Origin of the sequence: Pseudomonas sp. R38(2017), assembly GCF_002112395.1 — a bacterium.
Classification (GTDB): Bacteria; Pseudomonadota; Gammaproteobacteria; order Pseudomonadales; family Pseudomonadaceae; genus Aquipseudomonas.
Genome location: NZ_NEHN01000001.1, coordinates 119,032 through 140,266, shown reverse-complemented (window position 1 = coordinate 140,266; position 21,235 = coordinate 119,032). Strand labels below are relative to the sequence as shown.

The 21,235-nt window shown below is 61.2% G+C and carries 20 protein-coding genes; 13 read left to right on the top strand and 7 right to left on the bottom strand.

What is annotated here, in order from left to right:
- Positions 1-3 precede the first annotated feature (3 nt).
- Positions 4-882 (top strand): LysR substrate-binding domain-containing protein, encoded by an 879-nt coding sequence (locus CAF87_RS00590; protein ID WP_085709569.1) that lies wholly within the window; start codon positions 4-6, stop codon positions 880-882.
- A gap of 53 nt (positions 883-935) precedes the next feature.
- Here the strand turns inward: CAF87_RS00590 and CAF87_RS00585 are convergent, their stop codons facing one another.
- Together CAF87_RS00585 and CAF87_RS00580 are read right to left on the bottom strand one after the other, a co-directional pair.
- Complete coding sequence (locus tag CAF87_RS00585; protein WP_085730219.1) at positions 936-1,550, bottom strand: NAD(P)-dependent oxidoreductase; 615 nt, start codon at positions 1,548-1,550, stop codon at positions 936-938.
- A 46-nt stretch (positions 1,551-1,596) separates the two neighbouring features.
- Positions 1,597-2,475 (bottom strand): MBL fold metallo-hydrolase, encoded by an 879-nt coding sequence (locus tag CAF87_RS00580; RefSeq protein ID WP_085730218.1) that lies wholly within the window; start codon positions 2,473-2,475, stop codon positions 1,597-1,599.
- A 114-nt stretch (positions 2,476-2,589) separates the two neighbouring features.
- On the opposite strand from CAF87_RS00580, the gene CAF87_RS00575 reads away from it, so the two are divergent.
- Complete coding sequence (locus CAF87_RS00575) at positions 2,590-3,495, top strand: LysR family transcriptional regulator (RefSeq protein ID WP_085730217.1); 906 nt, start codon at positions 2,590-2,592, stop codon at positions 3,493-3,495.
- Between the two features lie 41 nt (positions 3,496-3,536).
- Positions 3,537-3,764, top strand: coding sequence for a hypothetical protein (locus CAF87_RS00570; RefSeq protein ID WP_085730216.1), 228 nt, complete (start codon positions 3,537-3,539; stop codon positions 3,762-3,764).
- Positions 3,765-3,773: 9 nt separating this feature from the next.
- Here the strand turns inward: CAF87_RS00570 and CAF87_RS00565 are convergent, their stop codons facing one another.
- Entirely contained in the window at positions 3,774-4,670 is an 897-nt protein-coding gene (locus CAF87_RS00565) for a helix-turn-helix domain-containing protein (protein ID WP_085730215.1), read from the bottom strand.
- Positions 4,671-4,848: 178 nt separating this feature from the next.
- On the opposite strand from CAF87_RS00565, the gene pobA reads away from it, so the two are divergent.
- Positions 4,849-6,042 carry a 4-hydroxybenzoate 3-monooxygenase gene (gene pobA / locus CAF87_RS00560; protein ID WP_085730214.1) on the top strand — a complete coding sequence of 398 codons (1,194 nt, stop codon included), beginning with the start codon at positions 4,849-4,851 and terminating at the stop codon, positions 6,040-6,042.
- Positions 6,043-6,121: 79 nt separating this feature from the next.
- Positions 6,122-7,639, top strand: coding sequence for an MDR family MFS transporter (locus CAF87_RS00555; protein WP_085730213.1), 1,518 nt, complete (start codon positions 6,122-6,124; stop codon positions 7,637-7,639).
- 49 nt (positions 7,640-7,688) lie between these two features.
- Here the strand turns inward: CAF87_RS00555 and CAF87_RS00550 are convergent, their stop codons facing one another.
- The 4 genes from CAF87_RS00550 to CAF87_RS00535 all read right to left on the bottom strand — a co-directional run bounded on the left by CAF87_RS00550 (position 7,689) and on the right by CAF87_RS00535 (position 11,588).
- Positions 7,689-8,534, bottom strand: coding sequence for a cache domain-containing protein (locus tag CAF87_RS00550; protein WP_085730212.1), 846 nt, complete (start codon positions 8,532-8,534; stop codon positions 7,689-7,691).
- A 132-nt stretch (positions 8,535-8,666) separates the two neighbouring features.
- Positions 8,667-9,542, bottom strand: coding sequence for an ATPase (locus tag CAF87_RS00545; RefSeq protein WP_085730211.1), 876 nt, complete (start codon positions 9,540-9,542; stop codon positions 8,667-8,669).
- A gap of 105 nt (positions 9,543-9,647) precedes the next feature.
- On the bottom strand, positions 9,648-10,640 hold the full coding sequence (locus CAF87_RS00540; protein WP_085730210.1) for an NAD(P)-dependent oxidoreductase: 993 nt from the start codon (positions 10,638-10,640) through the stop codon (positions 9,648-9,650).
- Positions 10,641-10,694: 54 nt separating this feature from the next.
- Positions 10,695-11,588, bottom strand: coding sequence for a LysR family transcriptional regulator ArgP (locus tag CAF87_RS00535; RefSeq protein ID WP_085730209.1), 894 nt, complete (start codon positions 11,586-11,588; stop codon positions 10,695-10,697).
- A gap of 96 nt (positions 11,589-11,684) precedes the next feature.
- Between CAF87_RS00535 and CAF87_RS00530 the strand changes: the two genes are divergently transcribed.
- The 8 genes from CAF87_RS00530 to CAF87_RS00495 all read left to right on the top strand — a co-directional run bounded on the left by CAF87_RS00530 (position 11,685) and on the right by CAF87_RS00495 (position 21,199).
- Complete coding sequence (locus CAF87_RS00530; RefSeq protein ID WP_085730208.1) at positions 11,685-12,086, top strand: ACT domain-containing protein; 402 nt, start codon at positions 11,685-11,687, stop codon at positions 12,084-12,086.
- 5 nt (positions 12,087-12,091) lie between these two features.
- Positions 12,092-12,694, top strand: coding sequence for a LysE/ArgO family amino acid transporter (locus CAF87_RS00525; RefSeq protein ID WP_007953256.1), 603 nt, complete (start codon positions 12,092-12,094; stop codon positions 12,692-12,694).
- Positions 12,695-12,869: 175 nt separating this feature from the next.
- Entirely contained in the window at positions 12,870-13,466 is a 597-nt protein-coding gene (locus tag CAF87_RS00520; protein WP_016773431.1) for a superoxide dismutase, read from the top strand.
- A gap of 354 nt (positions 13,467-13,820) precedes the next feature.
- The gene (locus CAF87_RS00515; RefSeq protein ID WP_085730207.1) at positions 13,821-15,872 is read left to right on the top strand and encodes a bifunctional diguanylate cyclase/phosphodiesterase; all 2,052 of its coding nucleotides are present in this window, start codon (positions 13,821-13,823) and stop codon (positions 15,870-15,872) included.
- Positions 15,873-16,067: 195 nt separating this feature from the next.
- Positions 16,068-17,411 (top strand): imelysin family protein, encoded by a 1,344-nt coding sequence (locus CAF87_RS00510; protein WP_085730206.1) that lies wholly within the window; start codon positions 16,068-16,070, stop codon positions 17,409-17,411.
- 154 nt (positions 17,412-17,565) lie between these two features.
- Positions 17,566-18,993, top strand: a complete 1,428-nt coding sequence (locus CAF87_RS00505) for a di-heme oxidoredictase family protein (protein WP_085730205.1) — start codon at positions 17,566-17,568, stop codon at positions 18,991-18,993.
- Between the two features lie 26 nt (positions 18,994-19,019).
- Positions 19,020-20,084 carry an imelysin family protein gene (locus CAF87_RS00500; protein ID WP_085730204.1) on the top strand — a complete coding sequence of 355 codons (1,065 nt, stop codon included), beginning with the start codon at positions 19,020-19,022 and terminating at the stop codon, positions 20,082-20,084.
- 14 nt (positions 20,085-20,098) lie between these two features.
- Positions 20,099-21,199 carry a DUF1513 domain-containing protein gene (locus CAF87_RS00495; RefSeq protein ID WP_085730203.1) on the top strand — a complete coding sequence of 367 codons (1,101 nt, stop codon included), beginning with the start codon at positions 20,099-20,101 and terminating at the stop codon, positions 21,197-21,199.
- Positions 21,200-21,235: the final 36 nt, after the last annotated feature.

Genomic DNA, 21,235 nt, shown 5'->3' with positions numbered 1-21,235 from the left:
CACATGAAACGACTGCCCCCCCTGCCCGCCCTGCACACGTTTCTGATCACTGCGCAGTGCTGCAACTTCACCCGGGCCGCCGAGCAGTTGCACATCACCCAAGGTGCGGTGAGCCGGCAGATCGCCGGACTTGAGGAGCATCTGGGTTATGAACTGTTCATTCGCCTGGCCCGGGGCCTGGAGCTGACGGCCGAAGGTCGCGAATGGCTGCCACGGGTGCAGCAGGTGTTCAGCCTGATCGGCGATTCGATGGAACAGATCGGCGCCAAGCGCGAAACCCTGCAACTCAAGGCCCCGAGCTGCGTGATGCGCTGGTTGTTGCCGCGCCTGCTGCAATGGCAGCGCGAGCGCCCGGACGTGCCGGTGAAACTCACGGCGTCGTTGCAACACGGCGTGGACTTTCATCGCGAGCAGTTCGACGCGGCGGTGATCTACGGCACCGCGCCTCACGACTCACCCGCGACCCTGCACCTGTTCGATGAACAACTGACGCCGGTCTGTTCGCCGACGCTGCTCAACGGTGGCCCGGCGCTGCACACACCGGCAGACTTGCAACAACACCTGCTGCTGCATCCGACTCACACCGATGACGACTGGACGCTATGGCTTGAAGCCGCCGAACTGCACTTGAGCAACATCAGCAGCGGTCAGCATTTCGAGACGCTGGATCAGGCGATGTCGATGGCGTCCCACGGGACAGGGGTGGCGATTGGTGACTGGTCGTTGATCGGCGATGACTTGAACGCCGGGCGACTGGTGATGCCGTTCGATCTGAAGGTGAAGACGGGATTGGGTTATTACATCGTGGCGCCGGCGTCGGAGCCGTCGGCGAAGTTGCAGGAGTTGATGGGGTGGCTGGTGGAGCAGGCTCATACGCGGTGAGCCTGTTACTGAACGTTCCCACGCAAGGCGTGGGAACGTTTGATCGGGTTACATCAGTAACCGACAGTAAACCGCTGACGCGAATGCTTCGGCGTTTCCACTTCGTCGATCAGCGCAATCGCGTAGTCGGCAAAGCTGATCGAACTCTGGCCTTCGGCGCTCACCAGCAAGTCATCCTTGCCAACGCGGAACTTGCCGGTGCGCTCGCCTTCGACAAACAGCGCCGACGGCGACAGGAACGTCCAGTCCAGCTCCTTCTCCTGACGCAGCGCATCAAGGAACACCGCACCGGCGCTGGCCTCAGCCTTGTACTCGGCCGGGAAACCGGCGCTGTCGATCACTCGGGTGCCATCCGGCAGCAACAGCGAACCGGCACCGCCGACCACCAGCAGACGTTTCACCCCGGCCTGTTTCACCGGACCGATCAGCGCGCTGGCCGGGACCGTGGCGAAATGCGCGGCGCTGATTACCACATCGTTACCGGCGACTGCGGCTTGCAGCGCGGCGGCATCCAGCACGTCGACGTTCTTGCTGACCACACCGGCACGGGCGCCGATCTTCGAGGTATCCCGGGCGATGGCGGTGACGCTGTGGCCGCGACGCAGGGCTTCTTCCAGCAATTGGCTGCCGGCACGGCCGGTGGCACCAATGATTGCGATCTTGCTCATGACATTCTCCAGTTGGCTTGAGAGTGCTGCGTTTTTCAGAATCGGGTTACCACTTCATCTCGCCCTTGGCGACCTTGGCGCTCAGCTCCAGGGAGCTTTCTTCGCCCAGTTTCGGGTAGCGCTTTTTCATCGCGGCGATCAGTGCGGCAGAGTCCTTGGCCTTGGCGGTTTCTTCGTCGAAGGCCTTGATGTAATCGGCGGTGAACTTCACGGCGGCTAGCGAACGGGCGCTGTCACCCAGGTAGTGGCCCGGCACCACGGTTTTCGGTTTCAGGGTTTCGATCGAGTGCAGTGTTTCGAGCCAGTCGGCGTGAGATTGCGCAGTCTGGGTGTCGGCCATCCACACGTGAATGTTCTCGGCGACAACGACACCGCCAACCACGGCTTTCAACGACGGAATCCACACGAAGCTGCGATCCGGTTGCTTGCCTTCCAGGCCGACCACCTGCAGTTTCTGCCCTTCCAGCATCAGGCTGTCGCCCTTGAGCACGCCCGGCACGATGGTTTTGGCCGGCACGTCGGCGCCCATTTTCGGCCCCCAGAAAGCGAGCTTGCCGTCGACGGTTTGCTTGATGTGATCAACCGTCGACTGCGAGGCCAGCACCTTGGCATTCGGGAAGGCCTTGGTCAGGGTGTCGAGACCGAAGTAGTAATCCGGGTCACCGTGGCTGATGTAGATCGTGGTCAGTTGCTTGCCGCTGGCGCGGATCTTTTCCACCATTTGCTCGGCCTGGGACTTGCCGAACTGCGCGTCTACCAGAATGGCGTCCTTCTCGCCGCTGACCAGCACCGAAGTCACCGGGAAGATCGCATGGGTGCCCGGGTTGTAGACATCGAGGCTCAGGTTCGCGGCCGCTGCGTGGGCAGCAAAGCCGAGGGTGGCGGTGGCCAGTAAAACGCGCTTGAGAGTGGTGAAGCCGATCATGAGTTGCTCCGCTGTTCGTATGCCGTGCTTGGCGATGGGACAGAGCTTAGTTGCCAGACTCGTTACAAAAAATGCGATGCTTAAACATAGTTTGTTTCTGAAAGCGGGCAAATCATGGATCGTCTTCAAGCAATGCGGGTGTTTGTCACGGTGGTGGATCTGGGCAGCCAGTCAGCGGCGGCCGATCACCTGGACCTGTCGCGGCCAGTGGTGTCGCGGTATCTGGCGGAACTGGAAGACTGGGTCGGCGCGCGCCTGATGCACCGCACCACACGCAAGTTGAGCCTGACTGCGGCCGGCAACGAAATCCTGCCGCGCTGCCGGCAGATGCTGGAACTGTCGAGCGACATGCAGGCCGCCGTCAGCGAGCCCGACGATGCACCACGGGGTCTGCTGCGAATCAGCGTCAGCACCTCGTTCGGCCAGGCGCAACTGGCCGATGCCATGGCCGCGTTCGTCAAGCGCTACCCGGGCGTCAATATCGACCTGCAAATGCTCGATCGCACGGTAAATCTTGTGGACGAGCGCATCGATCTGGCGATCCGCACCAGCACCGACCTCGATCCCAATCTGATCGCCCGGCGCCTGACGGTGTGCCGCTCTGTGATCTGCGCTGCGCCCGCTTATCTGCGAGATCATCCGCAGCCACTGCGGGTGGAAGATCTGAGCCGACACAACTGCCTGACTCACTCCTACGTCGGCAAGAGCGTGTGGCAATTCGAAGAGGATGGCGAACCGGTATCGGTGGCGGTGCAAGGCAACATCAGCGGCAACGAATCGAGCACTCTGCTGCGTGCGACCCTGGCCGGCGCCGGAGTGTCGATGCTGCCGACCTATCAGGCCGGCGTGCATATCCACAGCGGCGAACTGGTGCGCCTGTTGCCCCACGCCGAACCTCGGCGGATGAACATCTACGCGGTGTACGCCTCACGCAAGCACATGCCGGCGGCACTGCGCAGCATGCTGGATTTCCTGGTACTGCGCTTTCCCGAAAACCCGCAATGGGATGCCGGCTTGTAAACCCGCTCGCACCTCGGCTGGCAACTCCACGGCGCTGACCTATGCTGAAAGTAGTACCCAAGGGTATTCGTTCAGAGGTCAACGCCATGATCATGAGCACCAGAACAAGAAGGTACCTCGCGATTTTCATCACCTGCGCGGCCACGCTGGCGCTGTACGGCACCGCGGCATGGCGCGTGGAGCAGTTGCGGCAACTGCCCCGTGAGTACGCGAGCTGCAACTTCGAGCGCTGCATCCCTCACAACGCCACCCTCAACGCCCTGCGCTGATACAGGACGTCAGGCGTCGTCGTTCTGCTCGGCCTTCAAGCGGTCGCGGAACGCCTTTGGCGAGATCCCCACCCGGCGCCGAAACAGGCGCGTGAAGTTGGTCGGATCGGAAAAACCCAATACCTCGGACATCTCGTAAATCGTCATGCTGGTGTACGTCAGCAGACGCTTGGCTTCCAGCAACTGACGCTCGTGCATGATCTGCAACGCCGGCTGCCCCGCCAGTTCGCGACAGGTGCCGTTGAGGTGCGAGACGGAAATGCCCAGACGATGGGCCAGGTCTTCGACCTTCACATGCTGCCGGTACTTTTCTTCCACCAGTTGAATAAAGCCGTTGAGGTATTCGCGCTGGCGCTGCGGTCTCTGGCTGGCATTGTGGCGCCGGATCGCCTGACGGCTGACCCAGACCATGATCACGCTCACCAGCGAATGCATGAGCATTTCCCGCGCCGGTTGATGGCCGTTGTACTCGGCCTGCAACGCGGCAAACAGACTGTTGAGGTACTCCGCGTCCGGGCCCGCCGGATAGCTTTCAGCCTGGGCCAGGGCCTGCACCGCACTGCCCAGTTGCGCCTGCAAATGGTTGATCAGCGGTGTGGCGAGGGTGACGACGAATCCTTCGACGTCCTCGGAAAAACGGAATCCATGCACCGAAAGTGGCGGCAGGATCTGGATGGCAGCTTCGTTCAGTTGCGTGCGTTGGCCTTCGATTTCAAGCTCTGCCTGACCTTTGAATACGAAGAGCAACTGGCACAAATCGGCGTGGCGGTGGGGTTTGATTTCCCATTGATGTTCGCGGCTGCGTTTGGAAATGGTTTCACAGTGCAGCAAGTCAGGGGTCGGCCAGTCCAGGCTTTCACCGTAGAGCTTGAACACCGGAATCGAAGGCAGGTCAGGCTTGTTCATCACTTCAATCCAGGCCTCGAAGGTTGCGGGCGATAATCGCACCGATTGGCAGAATGTACAGGTATCGGCTCAGTTTTCACCTTCAATTGACAGACCCGCAAGGGAAAAATGCAAGCACTCGAATCCTGAAAATCATTCACCGGCCGTTGTCGTGTGAAGCTTGCGAGTCATAAAAACAATGAAAACGCTGAAAACCCAAGTCGCCATCATTGGCGCCGGTCCGTCCGGATTATTGCTCGGCCAACTGCTGCACAACGCCGGCATCGACACCCTGATCATTGAACGCCAGTCACCTGACTATGTGCTCGGCCGAATTCGCGCCGGTGTCCTTGAACAGGGCATGGTAGAGCTGTTGCGTGAGGCTGGCGTGGGTCAGCGGATGGACGCCGAAGGTCTTGTTCACGGTGGTTTCGAACTGGCCCTGGATGGGCGTCGGGTGCACATCGATCTGCAGGCGTTGACCGGTGGAAAAACCGTAATGGTCTATGGCCAGACCGAGGTCACCCGCGACCTGATGGCCGCTCGTCGGGAGACCGGCGGGAAGACAATCTACGAAGCACGCGATGTCGTTCCCTGTGGCATGAAAAGCGACGAAGCCTTCGTCACGTTTGAAAAGGATGGCGAAAACTGGCGCGTCGATTGCGATTACATCGCCGGTTGCGACGGTTTCCACGGCGTGGCGCGCCAGTCGATTCCTGCCGAATGCCTGAAGATTTTCGAACGTGTCTATCCGTTCGGCTGGCTGGGAATTCTCGCTGACACGCCACCGATTCACGACGAACTGGTCTACGCCCGCCACGAACGCGGCTTCGCCCTGTGCAGCATGCGTTCGGCGACCCGCACCCGCTATTACCTGCAAGTGCCGGCCGAAGAGAACGTCGACAACTGGTCGGATCAGCGCTTTTGGGATGAACTGCGCAATCGTCTGCCGGAGGATCTGGCGCAGAAACTCGTGACCGGTCCTTCGATCGAAAAGAGCATCGCGCCGCTGCGCAGTTTTGTGGTCGAGCCAATGCAGTACGGGCGCATGTTTCTGGTGGGCGACGCGGCGCACATCGTTCCACCGACCGGTGCCAAGGGTTTGAATCTGGCAGCCAGCGATGTCAGCACGCTGTTCAGGATTCTGCTCAAGGTCTACCGCGAGGGTCGCAGGGACTTGCTGGAGAAGTATTCGCAAATCTGCCTGCGTCGGGTGTGGAAAGCCGAGCGGTTTTCCTGGTGGATGACCTCGATGCTGCACCGTTTCGACGAGCACGACGATTTCAGTCAGCGCATCAGCGCCTCGGAACTGGACTACTTTGTCAGTTCAGAAGCGGGACAAAAAACCATTGCAGAAAATTACGTCGGACTTCCTTATGAGGCTATCGAATAGCTTCCTACCGACTTACACTGGCGAGCATCCCCGCTCGCCTGACGATCTGCGGGACCCTCACTGCCCGCAGGTTTTGCCCGTGACCAATCTCAACCATCCCGAAACGCCCAAACCGGCCATTCGCAGCGTGCTGGTCGCGCTGATGATGGCGATATTTCTTGGCGCACTGGACCAGACCATCGTCGCTGTTTCCATGCCGGCCATCTCCGCGCAATTCAAGGACGTCAGCCTGCTGGCCTGGGTGATTTCCGGATACATGGTGGCGATGACCGTGGCGGTGCCGATCTACGGCAAGCTCGGCGATTTGTACGGGCGGCGCAAACTGATGCTGTTCGGCATGGGCCTGTTCACCCTCGCCTCGCTGTTCTGCGGCATGGCCCAAAGCATGGAGCAACTGGTGCTGGCGCGGATCTTTCAGGGCATCGGCGCCGGCGGGATGATTTCGGTGAGCCAGGCGATCATCGGCGACATCGTCCCGCCCCGTGAGCGCGGGCGCTATCAGGGTTACTTCTCCAGCATGTATGCGGTGGCCAGCGTTGCCGGTCCGGTGCTCGGCGGTTACATGACAGAGTATCTGTCATGGCGCTGGGTGTTCCTGATCAACCTGCCGCTGGGCCTCGGCGCGTATTGGGTGGCGCGACGCAACCTGTTCGGCCTGCCGATTCCCCAGCGCAAACCGGTCATCGACTACCTCGGCACGCTGCTGATGATCATCGGCCTGACGGCATTGTTGCTGGCGATCACTCAGGTCGGCCAAGGCCACGCATGGCGCAGCAGTGAAGTCCTCGGTCTGTTCGCTTGTGCGGTGGCGGTGCTGGCGGTGTTCGTCTGGCATGAGCGACGTGCCCGGGAGCCGTTGCTGCCAATGCACCTGTTCACCAACCGCAGCGCCCTGCTGTGCTGGTGCACGATTTTCTTCTGCAGCTTTCAGGCGATTTCGTTGATCGTGCTGATGCCGTTGCGCTTCCAGAGCGTGACGGGCGCGGGGGCGGACAGCGCTGCGCTGCACTTGCTGCCACTGGCGATGGGGTTGCCGATCGGCGCGTATTTCGCCGGTCGCCGCACCTCGATTACCGGGCGCTATAAACCACAGATTCTCACCGGCGCATTGCTGATGCCGATCTCGATCCTCGGCATGGCCTTCAGCCCACCGGATGCGACGCTGATCAGCAGTCTGTTCATGTTGCTCAGCGGTATCGCCGGCGGCATGCAATTCCCGACCTCGCTGGTCGGCACGCAGAACTCGGTGGAACAAAAAGACATTGGCGTCGCCACCAGCACCACCAACCTGTTCCGCTCTCTGGGCGGCGCGGTGGGCGTGGCGCTGATGTCGGCGCTGTTGCTGGCGTTGTTACAGGACTCCAGCTTTGCCCATCTGACCGGCGCATCGCTGATCGGCGAGGGTCAATCCGGCAACGTCTTGCTCGATGGCCTGAACGCGGCTCCCGGCGATGCGCAGAATGCCTTGCGTGCCGAGTTGCTGGTGACGTTCCGGCATTTGCTGATGGTCAGCGCCGGGGTGTCGCTGCTCGGGCTGGCGGCGGCGATCGCGATGCCGAACCGCTTGTTGCGCGGACGTGAACACGGCGCACGCTAACCGATGCCGAAGGCTCCCACACCTTGCGTGGGAGCCAAAGCCACAGGGATCAAGCGCTGTAATAACCGACTGCCACCAGATAATCCCCGACCTTCTTCAGGTAGGCATGTTTGTTCTCGACCTTGCCGGTTACCGGGTTTTTCCAGCGGTATTCGTACTCGCCCTCATCCTGTTTGCCGATCAGCGCCAGAATCGGCTCGCCCACCGGTTTGCCTTCCGGGTCCTTGACCTTGGCGAAGTCGGTATTGACCAACCGCAGGTTGGTACCGTGGGCGACGTAGCGCCGCGTCTTCAGGTCCACCACGAAAACGTAAAGGTCATCCTGCAGGTATCCGCCCTTGAGCGAGTTGACCGCCGTCAGCGTGCCTTTTTCGTCCTTGGTCAAATCGGTGGCGGCTTTATCCAGCAGGACTTTCGCCTGCTCCGCCGACGCACGCGGCAAGTAGTAGCCGACCGCCAGAATCCGCTGACCGATGCGCTGATAGAACACATGCTTGCGCTCGACCTTGCCATCGGCCTGATTCTGCCAGCGATACTCGGCCTGCTGGATGCCGTTGCCTTCCGGCACTTTCAGCGCGTCCTTGAACGCTTTCTGCAAATCCGGCCCGAGCACTTCGCTCACGTCCCGGCCGATCAACGCCGAAGACGGCCCGCCGCTGGCGAGCATCACACCCTTGGTATCGACTACGAACACGTAGCGATCCTTGTCGACGAACTCGCCCTGACGGCTGAACGCCGCGAACGCCTTGTCGCCGTTGTCGTGATAGTAGGCCAGAGCCTTTTCCAGCAAGGCGATGGCGGCCTTGCTGTCGTCTTTTTCCGTGGCCGCATTGGCCTGTCCGAAACTCAACAACAGCAGCGCGCCGAGCCAGGCCAGTTTTTGCACAAACCCCATGACGCATCCCTCGTTCTTGTTGGTGTTTCAAGAGCGTAGACGGCCTGGAGGCAGGCATGGATATTCAGAAAGCTTCTGAATGTTGCGATGGGTGTGTGGTGAGGGCGTTCGCGCCCTCGCCACAGAAGGGGCTCACGGCCGGGCGTTGATCTGCTGTTGCAGGTTCTGGATCTGCGCCTGCAGGGTGTTGATATTGCGGGTCATCTGCCCACGGAACGCATCGAACTCGGCGGTGCTGGAGCCGCCCTGCGCAGTGGCCGGACGGTTGTCCTGCTCGCTCTTGAGCACGACGATTTCCTGTTCCAGACGCTCGATGGCGGCGTTCGACCCACCCTGTTTTTTCAGGGCCGTGATGTCAGCGCCTAGGCTCTTGAACTGCGCATCGAAACCCTTGACCTGTGCATCGAAGCTTTTCAGCTGGGCATCGACTTTGCTGGTGTCGGCCGGCGTACTTTTCAGCGTTGCCAGCTCTGCACTCAAGGCTTTGACCTGGGCCTGCAACTGAGTGTTGGCGTTCTGCTGTTCGGTGGTTTGAGCGGTCATCAGCGCCAGACGCTTGTCCAGATCGGTCGCCTGTCCGGCCACGCCCTGCTGCTGTTTGCTCTGGTCCAGCAGTGCGCTTTGCAGCTGTCTGATCTGCAGTTTCAGGGCTTCGCTGTCGGTGTTGACGTTGGTCTGGCTGGCCACGACCTTGCCGGAAATGTCCTGCAAACGCCCCGCGGCTTCTTCACTGATCCGCGCGAAGCTTTCCTGGGTCGCCACCAGTTGCTGCTCCATCAACGAAATCTGCTGGAAGCTCCACCAGGCCAGGCCGATGAAGGCGAAGAACAATGCACCGACCAGCGCCCACAACGGCCCGGTGCTGGCCGACTTGATCTTGACCACTGGCGGTGTGCGCGAATGCACGGAGGTGCGGGCAGTGGTGGGAAAATCGTCGTCATCGAGTGTGTCGGCGCGCAGGCTCGGTACATCGTCGAAATCGTCGTGGGCATCGTTACGCATAGACATTGAGGCAACCTTTGTGAAACCCGGTAATGGCTGAGTGCGGCGCAGTATAAACCTCGCAGCCGCAGGGATTGACCCCCAACCTGCGGCTGGGTTCAGCACTTCGTATCAACGAATGTCCTGGGCCTTCCACCAGCCACAGAACTCATCGAGGGCGGTCCAGAGACTGACTTTCGGATCGTAATCCAGATAATGCCGGGCGCGGCTGATGTCGAGGGTGAAATTTTTGTTCATCACCTGCATGCCCAAGCGCGACAGGGTCGGTTCGGGACGTCCCGGCCAGAGTTTGCACGCGCCTTCGTTGAGCGCCGCCACACTGTAGGCCAGTCCGTAGGAACGGTACCTGGTGACCTGCGGGACTTCCATTTTTCGCATCACGTAATTGACTACATCCCACAGCGGCACCGGGGCGCCGTTGCTGATGTTGTAGGCCTTGCCCAGCGCCGAGCCAGCCGCCAGAAGGCTGCTCAACAAGGCTTCGTTGAGGTTGTGCACGCTGGTGAAATCGACCTTGTTCAAACCGTTGCCGATGATCGCCAGACGCCCCTGGCGCTGCATCTTCAATAGACGCGGGAAAATGCTCATGTCCCCGGCGCCGGTGACGAAACGCGGGCGCAGGGCCAGGGTTTCAAGGCCGAACTCCTGGGCACCGAAGACCTTCTGCTCCGCCAGAAATTTGGTTGCTGCGTAATGATGTTTGAAACGCTTGGGCACTTGCTCTTCGGTCAGGCCGAGGTGGTCGCGACCGTCAAAATAGATCGACGGCGACGACAGATGCACCAGGCGCCGCACCCGTTGTTTGAGACAGGCTTCGACCACGTTTTCGGTGACCTGCACATTGCCTTGATGAAAGTCCTGATAGCGCCCCCACAGCCCGACTGCGCCGGCGCAATGCACCACGGCTTCGACGTCGGTGCAGAGCGCACGCACCAGTTCCGGGTCACTCAGATCACCCTGAACGAACTCGGCGCCGCGACGCACCAGATGCTCGACGCCTTCGGCCCGGCGGCCATTGACCCGCACGTCCAGGCCCTGCTCCAGGGCAAAACGCGCAAAGCGTCCGCCAATGAAGCCGCTTGCGCCGGTGACCAGAATTTTCATGTAGAGCTCCGCTGTCTTTCGTTTTGCCTGATTCGTGAGTCTTGACGCTGGCCATCAGTCCAACGGCACCAGCCATTGTGACGACGAACGCACCAATTGCTCGGTCAACAACCCCAGCAACTGGCCGCCATTGCGCCAATGATGCCAGTACAACGGCACGTCGATCGGTTTATCTGGCAACAGTTCACGCAACACGCCGCGTTCCAGCTGCTCGCGCACCTGCAATTCCGGCACCAGCCCCCAGCCGAGCCCGGCTTCGGTCAGGCGAATAAAACCTTCAGACGACGGGCACAAATGATGTTCGAAACCGCCATCGACGCCGAGGGATGCGAGGTAACGATGCTGCAGAAAATCGTCCGGACCGAAGACCAGTGCAGGAGTGCGCGGCAATTGTTCGGCACGCACACCATCGGGAAAATGCCGCTCGATGAATGCCGGGCTGGCCAGCGCGCGATAGCGCATCGCCCCGAGCAACACACTGCGGGCGCCCGCCACCGGCCGTTCACTGGCGCAAACGCAGGCTGCCACTTCACCCGCACGCATGCGCTTGAGACCGACGGTCTGGTCCTCGACGATCAGGTCCAGCAACAGATGTTGTTCGGCGCAGAAGTCGCCCACCGCCTCGGCCCACCAGGTGGCGAGGCTGTCGGCATTCAGGGCGATACGCAGTCGTTCCGGCAGGCCCTCTTCGTCCAGCGCCGGCACCAGCGTCTGTAGATCCCGTTCGAGCAGGCGCACCTGCTGCACATGGTTGAGCAGGCGCCGGCCGATCTCGGTCGGCGACGGCGGCGTCCCGCGCACCAGCACCGGTTGGCCGACCCGCGCCTCCAGCAGTTTGATCCGCTGGGAAATCGCCGATTGTGAAAGGCCCAGCACCTGCGCCGCCCGTTCAAATCCGGCCTGCTCGACCACGGCGGCCAAGGCGGAAAGCAATTTGTAGTCGAACATCAGTTTTCCTAATGAGCGATCAGCACTATTGGTTTTTCTTATACAGCGTCAACCGGGAGAATAGCCAGCAAGCACTCTTTATCAAGGACCCTCCCCATGGCTGGCGAAACCTCGTTGACCACCCTGCTGCGCAGCATGAGCCCGCAGCTCAATGCCGGCGAATACGTGTTCTGCACCTTGCGCGACGGGCAAATGCCGAGCGGTCTGGAGGTCGTAGGCAGTTTCCGCGAACGGGAAGGCCTGACGGTAATTCTCGAACGGTCCCACGCCGAGCGCGCCGGTTTCAGCTTTGACTATGTCGCCGCGTGGATCACGTTGAACGTGCATTCGGCGCTGGAAGCCGTCGGCCTGACCGCCGCGTTCGCCACCGCACTGGGCAAGGCCGGCATCAGTTGCAACGTGATTGCCGGCTACTACCACGATCATTTGTTCGTCGGTCAGGCCGACGCCGAACATGCCATGCAAGTGCTGCGCGATCTCGCAGCCAACGCGGAGTAATTGTCATGTGGCAAAGCTATACCAACGGTTTGCTGGTGGCGTTCGGGCTGATCATGGCGATCGGCACCCAGAACGCCTTTGTCCTGGCCCAGAGCCTGCGTCGTGAACATCACCTGCCGGTCGCCGCGCTGTGCGTCGCCTGCGATGCGTTACTTGTGGCGGCAGGCGTGTTCGGCCTGGCCACGGTGCTGGCGCAAAATCCGACGTTGCTGGCGGTTGCCCGCTGGGGCGGTGCAGTGTTCCTGATCTGGTACGGCAGCCAGGCATTGCGCCGGGCGTTCTCTAAACAGAGCCTGCAACAGGGTGAAAACCAGACCGTGCGTTCATTGCGCGCGGTGATGCTCAGCGCACTGGCGGTGACCTTGCTCAACCCGCACGTTTATCTCGACACCGTGCTGCTGATCGGCTCCCTCGGCGCGCAACAATCGGTGCCCGGCGCTTATGTCGTGGGCGCGGCGAGCGCTTCGCTGCTGTGGTTTTTCACTCTGGCGTTTGGCGCAGCATGGCTCGCCCCATGGCTGGCGCGGCCAAGTACCTGGCGAATTCTTGATCTGTTGGTGGCTGTGATGATGTTCACGGTGGCCGGTCAGCTCATTCTGGCCTCGTGATTATTCCAAACAGCTCTGGAACCTCTATCCCACACAGTTGTTGCGTGGTTATGCCGCACCCCCGGTGCTATGATCCGAACCCTGCGCCGCAAAGAGTAAAAACTCGCCGGTGCATTTCTGGCCGCCCGTGATCGGCCTTGCGCTCACCGCAACAGACCTGATTAGGAGAATCATCATGGCTTTCGAATTGCCGCCGCTGCCTTACGCACACGATGCCCTGCAGCCGCACATTTCCAAGGAAACCCTGGAATTCCACCACGACAAGCACCACAACACCTACGTCGTGAACCTGAACAACCTGGTGCCAGGCACCGAGTTCGAAGGCAAGACCCTGGAAGAGATCGTCAAGACTTCCTCGGGCGGTATCTTCAACAACGCCGCTCAGGTCTGGAACCACACTTTCTACTGGAACTGCCTGGCGCCAAACGCCGGCGGTCAACCAACCGGCGCACTGGCTGATGCCATCAACGCGGCTTTCGGTTCGTTCGACAAGTTCAAGGAAGAGTTCAGCAAAACCTCGATCGGTACCTTCGGTTCCGGCTGGGGCTGGCTGGTGAAAAAGGCTGACGGTTCCCTGGCCCTGGCCAGCACCATCGGCGCCGGCAACCCGCTGACCAGCGGCGACACCCCGCTGCTGACCTGCGACGTGTGGGAACACGCTTACTACATCGACTACCGTAACCTGCGTCCTAAGTACGTCGAGGCGTTCTGGAACCTGGTCAACTGGAAGTTCGTGGCCGAGCAGTTCGAAGGCAAGACCTTCACCGCTTAAGCTGCGTGCCAGACAAAAAACCCGGCTATTGCCGGGTTTTTTATGCCTGCGAAAAGCGCGAGGGCGAATCTCATCGCAAACAGGGCCATTTCCCACACGCAAAGCAGCCCTTGTCCCCTTGCTCCCAAGCCACAGCGGACTAACATCAACAGAGGAAAAATTGTCAGACGCCCCTCAAGTTGGAGAGCAAAACTACCGACACAGTACAACCAGGGCAAATACTCCAGGCAGCCGCATTTCGGCCAAGGCCACGGACAAACTTTCCGCAGTTCGATTGTCCCTTTGACTGCCAACACGGGATTGCCAATACTCATGGCAACTTGACGCTACCCGCACGGAACAAGGAATAACCCTTTGAAGCTGGAACTCAAGAACAGCTTGTCGGTGAAGTTGCTCCGGGTCGTGCTCCTGTCGGCATTGATCGTCGGCGTGGTCTTGAGCTGCGCGCAGATCGTTTTCGATGCTTATAAAACACGCCAGGCTGTCGCCAGCGATGCCGAGCGCATCCTCGACATGTTCCGCGATCCCTCCACCCAGGCTGTCTACAGCCTGGACCGAGAGATGGGCATGCAGGTGATCGAAGGCCTGTTCCAGGATGACGCCGTGCGCCAGGCCTCCATCGGCCATCCCAACGAAGCGATGCTCGCGCAGAAATCCCGCGAACTGCAGCATTCCAACAGCCGCTGGCTGACCGACCTGATCCTCGGCCAGGAGCGCACGTTCACCACCCAGCTGGTGGGACGCGGCCCCTACAGCGAATATTACGGCGACTTGAGCATCACCCTCGACACCGCCACGTATGGCCAGGGTTTTATAGTCAGTTCGGTGATCATCTTCATTTCCGGCGTGCTGCGTGCCCTGGCCATGGGCCTGGTGCTGTATCTGGTCTATCACTGGCTGCTGACCAAGCCGTTGTCGCGGATCATCGAGCACCTCACCGAAATCAACCCGGACCGCCCCAGCGAACACAAGATTCCACAGCTCAAGGGTCACGAGAAAAACGAACTCGGTATCTGGATCAACACCGCCAACCAGTTGCTCGAATCCATCGAACGAAACACCCACCTGCGCCACGAAGCGGAAAACAGTCTGCTGCGCATGGCCCAGTACGACTTCCTCACCGGCCTGCCGAATCGTCAACAACTGCAGCAACAACTGGACAAGATTCTGGTGGATGCCGGCAAGCTTCAGCGACGGGTCGCGGTGTTGTGCGTGGGGCTGGATGACTTCAAAGGCATCAACGAACAATTCAGCTACCAGACCGGCGACCAATTGCTGCTGGCCCTGGCGGATCGACTGCGCGCCCATAGCGGCCGCCTAGGTGCCCTCGCCCGCCTGGGTGGCGACCAGTTCGCCCTGGTGCAGGCCGATATCGAACAACCTTACGAAGCGGCGGAACTGGCGCAAAACATCCTCGATGATCTGGAGGCCGCATTCGCCCTCGATCATCAGGAAATCCGCCTGCGCGCCACCATCGGCATCACCCTGTTCCCGGAGGATGGCGACAGCACCGAGAAGCTGTTGCAGAAAGCCGAGCAGACCATGACCCTGGCCAAGACCCGCTCGCGCAACCGCTATCAGTTCTATATCGCCAGCGTCGACAGCGAAATGCGCCGACGTCGCGAGCTGGAAAAAGACCTGCGTGATGCGCTGTTGCGCGACCAGTTCTACCTCGTCTACCAGCCACAGATCAGCTACCGCGACCACCGTGTGGTCGGCGTTGAGGCGCTGATTCGCTGGCAACATCCGGAACATGGTCTGGTGCCGCCGGACCTGTTCATTCCGCTGGCCGAACAGAACGGCACGATCATCGCCATCGGCGAGTGGGTGCTGGATCAGGCCTGCAAGCAGCTGCGCGAGTGGCACGATCAGGGCTTCGTCGACCTGCGCATGGCGGTTAACCTGTCCACCGTGCAACTGCACCACGCCGAGCTGCCGAGAGTGGTCAACAACCTGTTGCAGATGTACCGCCTGCCACCGCGCAGCCTGGAACTGGAGGTCACCGAAACCGGCCTGATGGAAGACATCAGCACCGCCGCCCAGCACTTGCTGAGCCTGCGCCGCTCCGGCGCACTGATCGCCATCGACGACTTCGGGACCGGCTACTCCTCGCTGAGCTATCTCAAGAGTCTGCCGCTGGACAAGATCAAGATCGACAAGAGCTTCGTCCAGGATCTGCTGGATGACGACGATGACGCGACCATCGTTCGCGCCATCATTCAACTGGGCAAGAGCCTGGGCATGCAGGTGATCGCCGAAGGCGTGGAAACCGCCGAACAGGAGACCTACATCATCTCCGAAGGCTGCCACGAAGGTCAGGGCTATCACTACAGCAAGCCGCTGCCGGCGCGGGAGTTGAGCGCCTATCTCAAGCAGGCGCAACGCAGCAACGCGGCAATTCTCTGAAAACAGCCTGCGAAGCCCGGCAAAGTGCTTGATCCGCCGGGCATGGTGTACGCGGTTGATCCAGCGCAAACCCTGCGCAAATAGGAAATATTTCCAGCTACAACCCTTTACACATAATGCGAAAGATTTGCATTATGTCGCAGCTTTGCGCACCCACGCGCCTGTCCACTCAATTACCGAAGCAGGATGTTCGCCATGATTCGTATGCCTCTGGCTACCGCCAGTCTGCTGGCCATCGCCATTTCCCTCGCCGGTTGCGGCGAAGGTAAAGACAAGGCCGCCGCTCCGGCAGCGCCGACGCCAGCCGCCAGCACCGCCGCGCCAGCGGCTCCTGCCACTGCCGGTAAAGTCGACGAAGCCGCTGCCAAGGCTGTGGTCGCGCACTACGCCGACATGGTCTTCGCCGTTTACAGTGATGCCGAATCCACCGCGAAAACCCTGCAGTCCGCTATCGATGCATTCCTTGCCAAGCCAAACGCCGAGACGTTGAAGGCCGCACGTGAAGCCTGGGTTGCCGCGCGCGTTCCTTACCTGCAGAGCGAAGTGTTCCGCTTCGGCAACACCATCATCGACGACTGGGAAGGTCAGGTTAACTCCTGGCCTCTGGACGAAGGCCTGATCGACTACGTCGACAAATCCTACGAACACGCACTGGGCAACCCAGGCGCCACCGCCAACATCATCGCCAACACCGAAGTACAGGTCGGCGAAGACAAGGTCGACGTCAAGGACATCACTCCGGAAAAACTCGCCAGCCTGAACGAGCTGGGCGGTTCCGAAGCCAACGTTGCCACCGGCTACCACGCCATCGAATTCCTGCTCTGGGGCCAGGACCTGAACGGCACCGGCCCTGGCGCCGGCAACCGCCCGGCGTCGGACTACCTGGAAGGCGCCGGCGCCACGGGCGGTCACAACGATCGTCGTCGTGCCTACCTGAAAGCCGTGACTCAACTGCTGGTCAGCGACCTGGAAGAAATGGTCGGCAACTGGAAGCCGAACGTGGCCGACAACTACCGCGCCACCCTGGAAGCCGAACCGGCTGAAAGCGGCCTGCGCAAAATGCTGTTCGGCATGGGCAGCCTGTCACTGGGCGAGCTGGCAGGCGAGCGCATGAAAGTGTCCCTGGAAGCGAACTCCCCGGAAGACGAACAGGACTGTTTCAGCGACAACACCCACAACTCGCACTTCTACGATGCCAAGGGTATTCGTAACGTTTACCTGGGCGAGTACACCCGCGTCGACGGCACCAAAATGACCGGCGCCAGCCTGTCGTCGCTGGTAGCCAAGGTTGATCCGGCTGCCGACACCGCCCTGAAAGCCGATCTGGCCGCTACCGAGGCCAAGATCCAAGTCATGGTCGATCACGCCAACAAGGGTGAGCACTACGACCAGTTGATCGCCGCCGGCAACACCGCCGGCAACCAGATCGTCCGTGACGCCATCGCCTCGCTGGTCAAGCAGACCGGTTCGATCGAAGCCGCTGCCGGCAAACTGGGCATCAGCGACCTGAACCCGGACAACGCTGATCACGAGTTCTGATCATCGCTGTCTGACTGAACAAGGCGACCTTCGGGTCGCCTTGTTCGTTTCGGCCGGCCTGACTTGTATCAAGCAAACGATAATTCCTCTTATTCAAACCCCCTCGCCCTGTTAGACTTTGCGCCTTTATTTTTGCCCGTCCGCAGGAAGTCTGATGCCGTCGCTGCCTCTTCGCTTGTCCGCACTGTTTCTGGCCCTTGGCTTGAGTGCCTGCGATGACGCCCCGCGCTTCACCAAGGCCGAGCCCGGCGAAGCCCGCTCCGGCGGCGCCACGACCGTACGCAAGACCGATCAGAATTCATTTTCCCTGCCCTCGGCCAACCTGCCACCTTCGCGTCGGGTGGATTTCAGCGTCGGCAACAGTTTCTTTCGCAGCCCCTGGGTGATCGCACCGTCGACCACCACCGCCCGCGATGGCCTCGGCCCGTTGTTCAACACCAACGCTTGCCAGGGTTGCCACATCAAGGACGGGCGCGGACATCCGCCGACGCCGGATGCGCCCAACGCCGTGTCGATGCTGGTGCGCCTGTCGATTCCCGATGCGCCGCAGTACGCCAGATTGATCGAGCAGGTCGGCGTCGTGCCGGAGCCAGTCTACGGTGGGCAGTTCCAGGACATGGCCGTGCCCGGTGTTGCACCGGAAGGCAAGGTGCGGGTCGATTACACGCCAGTGCCGGTGCGCTTCAAGGACGGCACCGAAATCGAACTGCGCAAACCGGTTCTGCAAATCACCCAACTCGGCTACGGCCCGATGCACCCGGACACACGTTTCTCCGCACGCGTTGCGCCACCGATGATCGGCCTGGGTCTGCTCGAAGCCATCCCCGAAGAAGCGATCCTCGCCAACGCCGCCGCGCAGGCCAAAGAGAACAACGGCATCAACGGCCGGCCCAACCGGGTCTGGGATGACGCTCAGCAGAAGACGGTCATGGGGCGATTTGGCTGGAAAGCCGGACAACCGAACCTCAATCAACAAAATGTTCACGCGTTTTCTGGTGACATGGGCCTCACCACAAGCCTGAGACCATTTGATGACTGCACCGACGCGCAAATCGCCTGCAAACAGGCGCCGAATGGCAATGGCCCGGACGGCGAACCTGAAGTCAGCGACAACATCCTGCGCCTGGTGCTGTTCTACAGCCGCAACCTCGCTGTTCCCGCACGCCGTGGCGTCAACGATGCTCAGGTGATGGCCGGCAAGAATCTGTTTTTCCAGGCTGGCTGCCAGTCCTGTCACACGCCGAAATACACCACTGCCGCCAACGCGGCCGAACCTGAACTGGCCAATCAAGTGATTCGCCCGTACAGCGATCTGCTGCTGCATGACATGGGCGAAGGCCTGGCCGACAACCGCACCGAATTCCAGGCCAGCGGCCGCGACTGGCGCACCCCGCCGTTGTGGGGCATCGGCCTGACGCAGGCGGTCAGCGGCCACACTCAGTTTCTGCACGACGGCCGAGCCCGCAACCTGCTCGAAGCCGTGCTCTGGCACGGCGGCGAAGCGAAGGCGGCACAGCAACAGGTTTTGTCTTTCAATGCCGAGCAGCGTGCCGCGCTGCTGGCGTTCTTGAATTCACTTTAAACACTTAAAAGAATCGGGAGCCCGACATGTTCCGTCCCAAGCTGTTGTTCACCAGCCTTGCCGCACTGGCCCTCGGCGCCTGCTCGCCGCAGGATCCGCAAGCCGTCACTTCGGCGGCCATCGCCAAATCGGTGATCCTGCCGACCTACACCCGCTGGGTCGAAGCTGACAAGCAACTGGCCGTCAGCGCCCTCGCCTACTGCCAGGGCAAAGAGTCCCTGGACACCGCCCGCGCCGACTTCCTGCATGCGCAGAAAGCCTGGGCCGAGCTGCAACCGCTGCTGATCGGCCCGCTGGCCGAGGGCAACCGTTCGTGGCAGGTGCAGTTCTGGCCGGACAAGAAAAACCTGGTCGGCCGTCAGGTCGAGCAACTGGTCACCGCCCAGCCGCAGATCGATGCCGCTGCACTGGCCAAATCCAGCGTCGTGGTCCAGGGCCTGTCGGCATATGAATACATCCTGTTCGACGCCAAGCCTGACGTGACCAACGACGAACAGAAAGCCAAGTACTGCCCGCTGTTGGTGGCCATCGGCGAGCGCCAGAAACTCCTGGCTGAGGAAATCCTCAGCAGCTGGAACAACACCGACGGCATGCTTGCGCAGATGAGCAAGTTCCCCAACCAGCGCTATGCCGACTCCCACGAAGCAATCGCCGATCTGCTGCGGGTACAGGTCACTGCCCTCGACACCCTGAAGAAAAAACTCGGCACCCCGATGGGCCGTCAGAGCAAAGGCGTGCCGCAACCGTTCCAGGCCGATGCATGGCGCAGCCAGTCGTCTCTGACGGCCATGGAAGCCAGCCTGGCCGCCGCCAAGACCGTTTGGGAAGGTGTCGACAACAAAGGCCTGCGCGGCTTGCTGCCGGCCGAGCAGAAACCGTTGGCGGACAAGGTCGACGCGGCGTACGCAGCCTCGCTCAAGCTGTTCGGCAGCACCCAGCGCTCGCTGACCGAAATGCTCGAAGACGACGCCGGTCCCCAGCAACTCAACGACATCTACGACAGCCTCAACGTCGTCCATCGCCTACACGAAGGCGAACTGGCCAAGGCGCTGGGCATCCAACTGGGCTTCAACGCCAACGACGGTGACTGATGAGGGCAAGTGCCATGCTGCGACGCCAGGCTCTGACTTTAGGTAGTTTGCTGCTGGGAGCAGTGACACTGGGCGGCTGGACGCTGTTCAAGCGCAAGGATCAGAGCCCACTGCTGTTGTCGGCGCGGGACGACGTCGACGGCAAGCACTACGCCGTCGGCTATCGACTGGACGGCACGCGAGTGTTCGCCACCGAAGTCGGCCAGCGCTGCCACGACATCATCAATCACCCGACGCTGCCGATCGCGCTGTTCGTCGCCCGGCGTCCGGGCACCGAGAGTTACCTTATCGACCTGCGCAACGGTGCGTTGCTGCAGACCGTGACCTCGCAGCCGAACCGGCACTTCTACGGCCACGCAGTCATCCACCACAGCGGCGACTACCTGTACGCCACCGAGAACGACACCACCGATCCGGGCCGCGGCCTGCTCGGGGTGTACAAGTTCGAGGGTGAACGACTGGTGCACAGCGGCGAGATCTCCACCCACGGTCTCGGCCCGCATCAGGTGTCGTGGATGCCCGACGGTGAAACCCTGGTGGTGGCCAACGGCGGGATCCGCACCGAGGCCGAAAGCCGGGTCGACATGAACCTCGACGCCATGGAACCAAGCCTGGTGCTGATGCAGCGCGACGGCACTTTGCTGAGCAAGGAAACCCTCGCCCAGCAAATGAACAGCGTGCGCCATCTGGGGATCGCCAGCGACGGCACCATCGTCGCCGGCCAGCAATTCATGGGGCCGTCCCAGGAGCGTTCCGAGTTGCTGGCGATCAAGCGTCCGGGCCAGCCATTCGTGGCGTTCCCGGTGCCTGAGCACCAGTTGCAGTCTATGGGTCATTACACCGCCAGCGTCGCCGTGCACAGCGATCTGCGGCTGGTGGCGCTGACCGCACCGCGCGGCAACCGCTTCTTCATCTGGGATCTGGACAGCGGCGAAGTACGCCTCGATGCACCGTTACCCGACTGCGCCGGTGTCGGTGCAGTGAAGGACGGCTTCGTCGTGACCTCGGGGCAAGGACGTTGCCGCTATTACGATTGCCGCCAGGACGAACTGCTGGCCAAACCGCTGGAACTGCCGGCGGGGCTCTGGGACAACCATCTTCATCTGATGGCCTGAAAATCGCCGCCGACCGCCCGGTCGGCGGCACCGCTT

What these genes read in the sequence shown, in the direction of transcription:
- CAF87_RS00590 (WP_085709569.1), top strand. Translation starts at nt 4, where the DNA reads ATGAAACGACTGCCCCCCCTGCCCGCCCTGCACACGTTTCTGATCACT.
- CAF87_RS00585 (WP_085730219.1), bottom strand. Translation starts at nt 1,550, where the DNA reads ATGAGCAAGATCGCAATCATTGGTGCCACCGGCCGTGCCGGCAGCCAA.
- CAF87_RS00580 (WP_085730218.1), bottom strand. Translation starts at nt 2,475, where the DNA reads ATGATCGGCTTCACCACTCTCAAGCGCGTTTTACTGGCCACCGCCACC.
- CAF87_RS00575 (WP_085730217.1), top strand. Translation starts at nt 2,590, where the DNA reads ATGGATCGTCTTCAAGCAATGCGGGTGTTTGTCACGGTGGTGGATCTG.
- CAF87_RS00570 (WP_085730216.1), top strand. Translation starts at nt 3,537, where the DNA reads ATGCTGAAAGTAGTACCCAAGGGTATTCGTTCAGAGGTCAACGCCATG.
- CAF87_RS00565 (WP_085730215.1), bottom strand. Translation starts at nt 4,670, where the DNA reads ATGAACAAGCCTGACCTGCCTTCGATTCCGGTGTTCAAGCTCTACGGT.
- pobA (WP_085730214.1), top strand. Translation starts at nt 4,849, where the DNA reads ATGAAAACGCTGAAAACCCAAGTCGCCATCATTGGCGCCGGTCCGTCC.
- CAF87_RS00550 (WP_085730212.1), bottom strand. Translation starts at nt 8,534, where the DNA reads ATGGGGTTTGTGCAAAAACTGGCCTGGCTCGGCGCGCTGCTGTTGTTG.
- CAF87_RS00545 (WP_085730211.1), bottom strand. Translation starts at nt 9,542, where the DNA reads ATGTCTATGCGTAACGATGCCCACGACGATTTCGACGATGTACCGAGC.
- CAF87_RS00540 (WP_085730210.1), bottom strand. Translation starts at nt 10,640, where the DNA reads ATGAAAATTCTGGTCACCGGCGCAAGCGGCTTCATTGGCGGACGCTTT.
- CAF87_RS00535 (WP_085730209.1), bottom strand. Translation starts at nt 11,588, where the DNA reads ATGTTCGACTACAAATTGCTTTCCGCCTTGGCCGCCGTGGTCGAGCAG.
- CAF87_RS00530 (WP_085730208.1), top strand. Translation starts at nt 11,685, where the DNA reads ATGGCTGGCGAAACCTCGTTGACCACCCTGCTGCGCAGCATGAGCCCG.
- CAF87_RS00525 (WP_007953256.1), top strand. Translation starts at nt 12,092, where the DNA reads ATGTGGCAAAGCTATACCAACGGTTTGCTGGTGGCGTTCGGGCTGATC.
- CAF87_RS00520 (WP_016773431.1), top strand. Translation starts at nt 12,870, where the DNA reads ATGGCTTTCGAATTGCCGCCGCTGCCTTACGCACACGATGCCCTGCAG.
- CAF87_RS00510 (WP_085730206.1), top strand. Translation starts at nt 16,068, where the DNA reads ATGATTCGTATGCCTCTGGCTACCGCCAGTCTGCTGGCCATCGCCATT.
- CAF87_RS00505 (WP_085730205.1), top strand. Translation starts at nt 17,566, where the DNA reads ATGCCGTCGCTGCCTCTTCGCTTGTCCGCACTGTTTCTGGCCCTTGGC.
- CAF87_RS00500 (WP_085730204.1), top strand. Translation starts at nt 19,020, where the DNA reads ATGTTCCGTCCCAAGCTGTTGTTCACCAGCCTTGCCGCACTGGCCCTC.
- CAF87_RS00495 (WP_085730203.1), top strand. Translation starts at nt 20,099, where the DNA reads ATGCTGCGACGCCAGGCTCTGACTTTAGGTAGTTTGCTGCTGGGAGCA.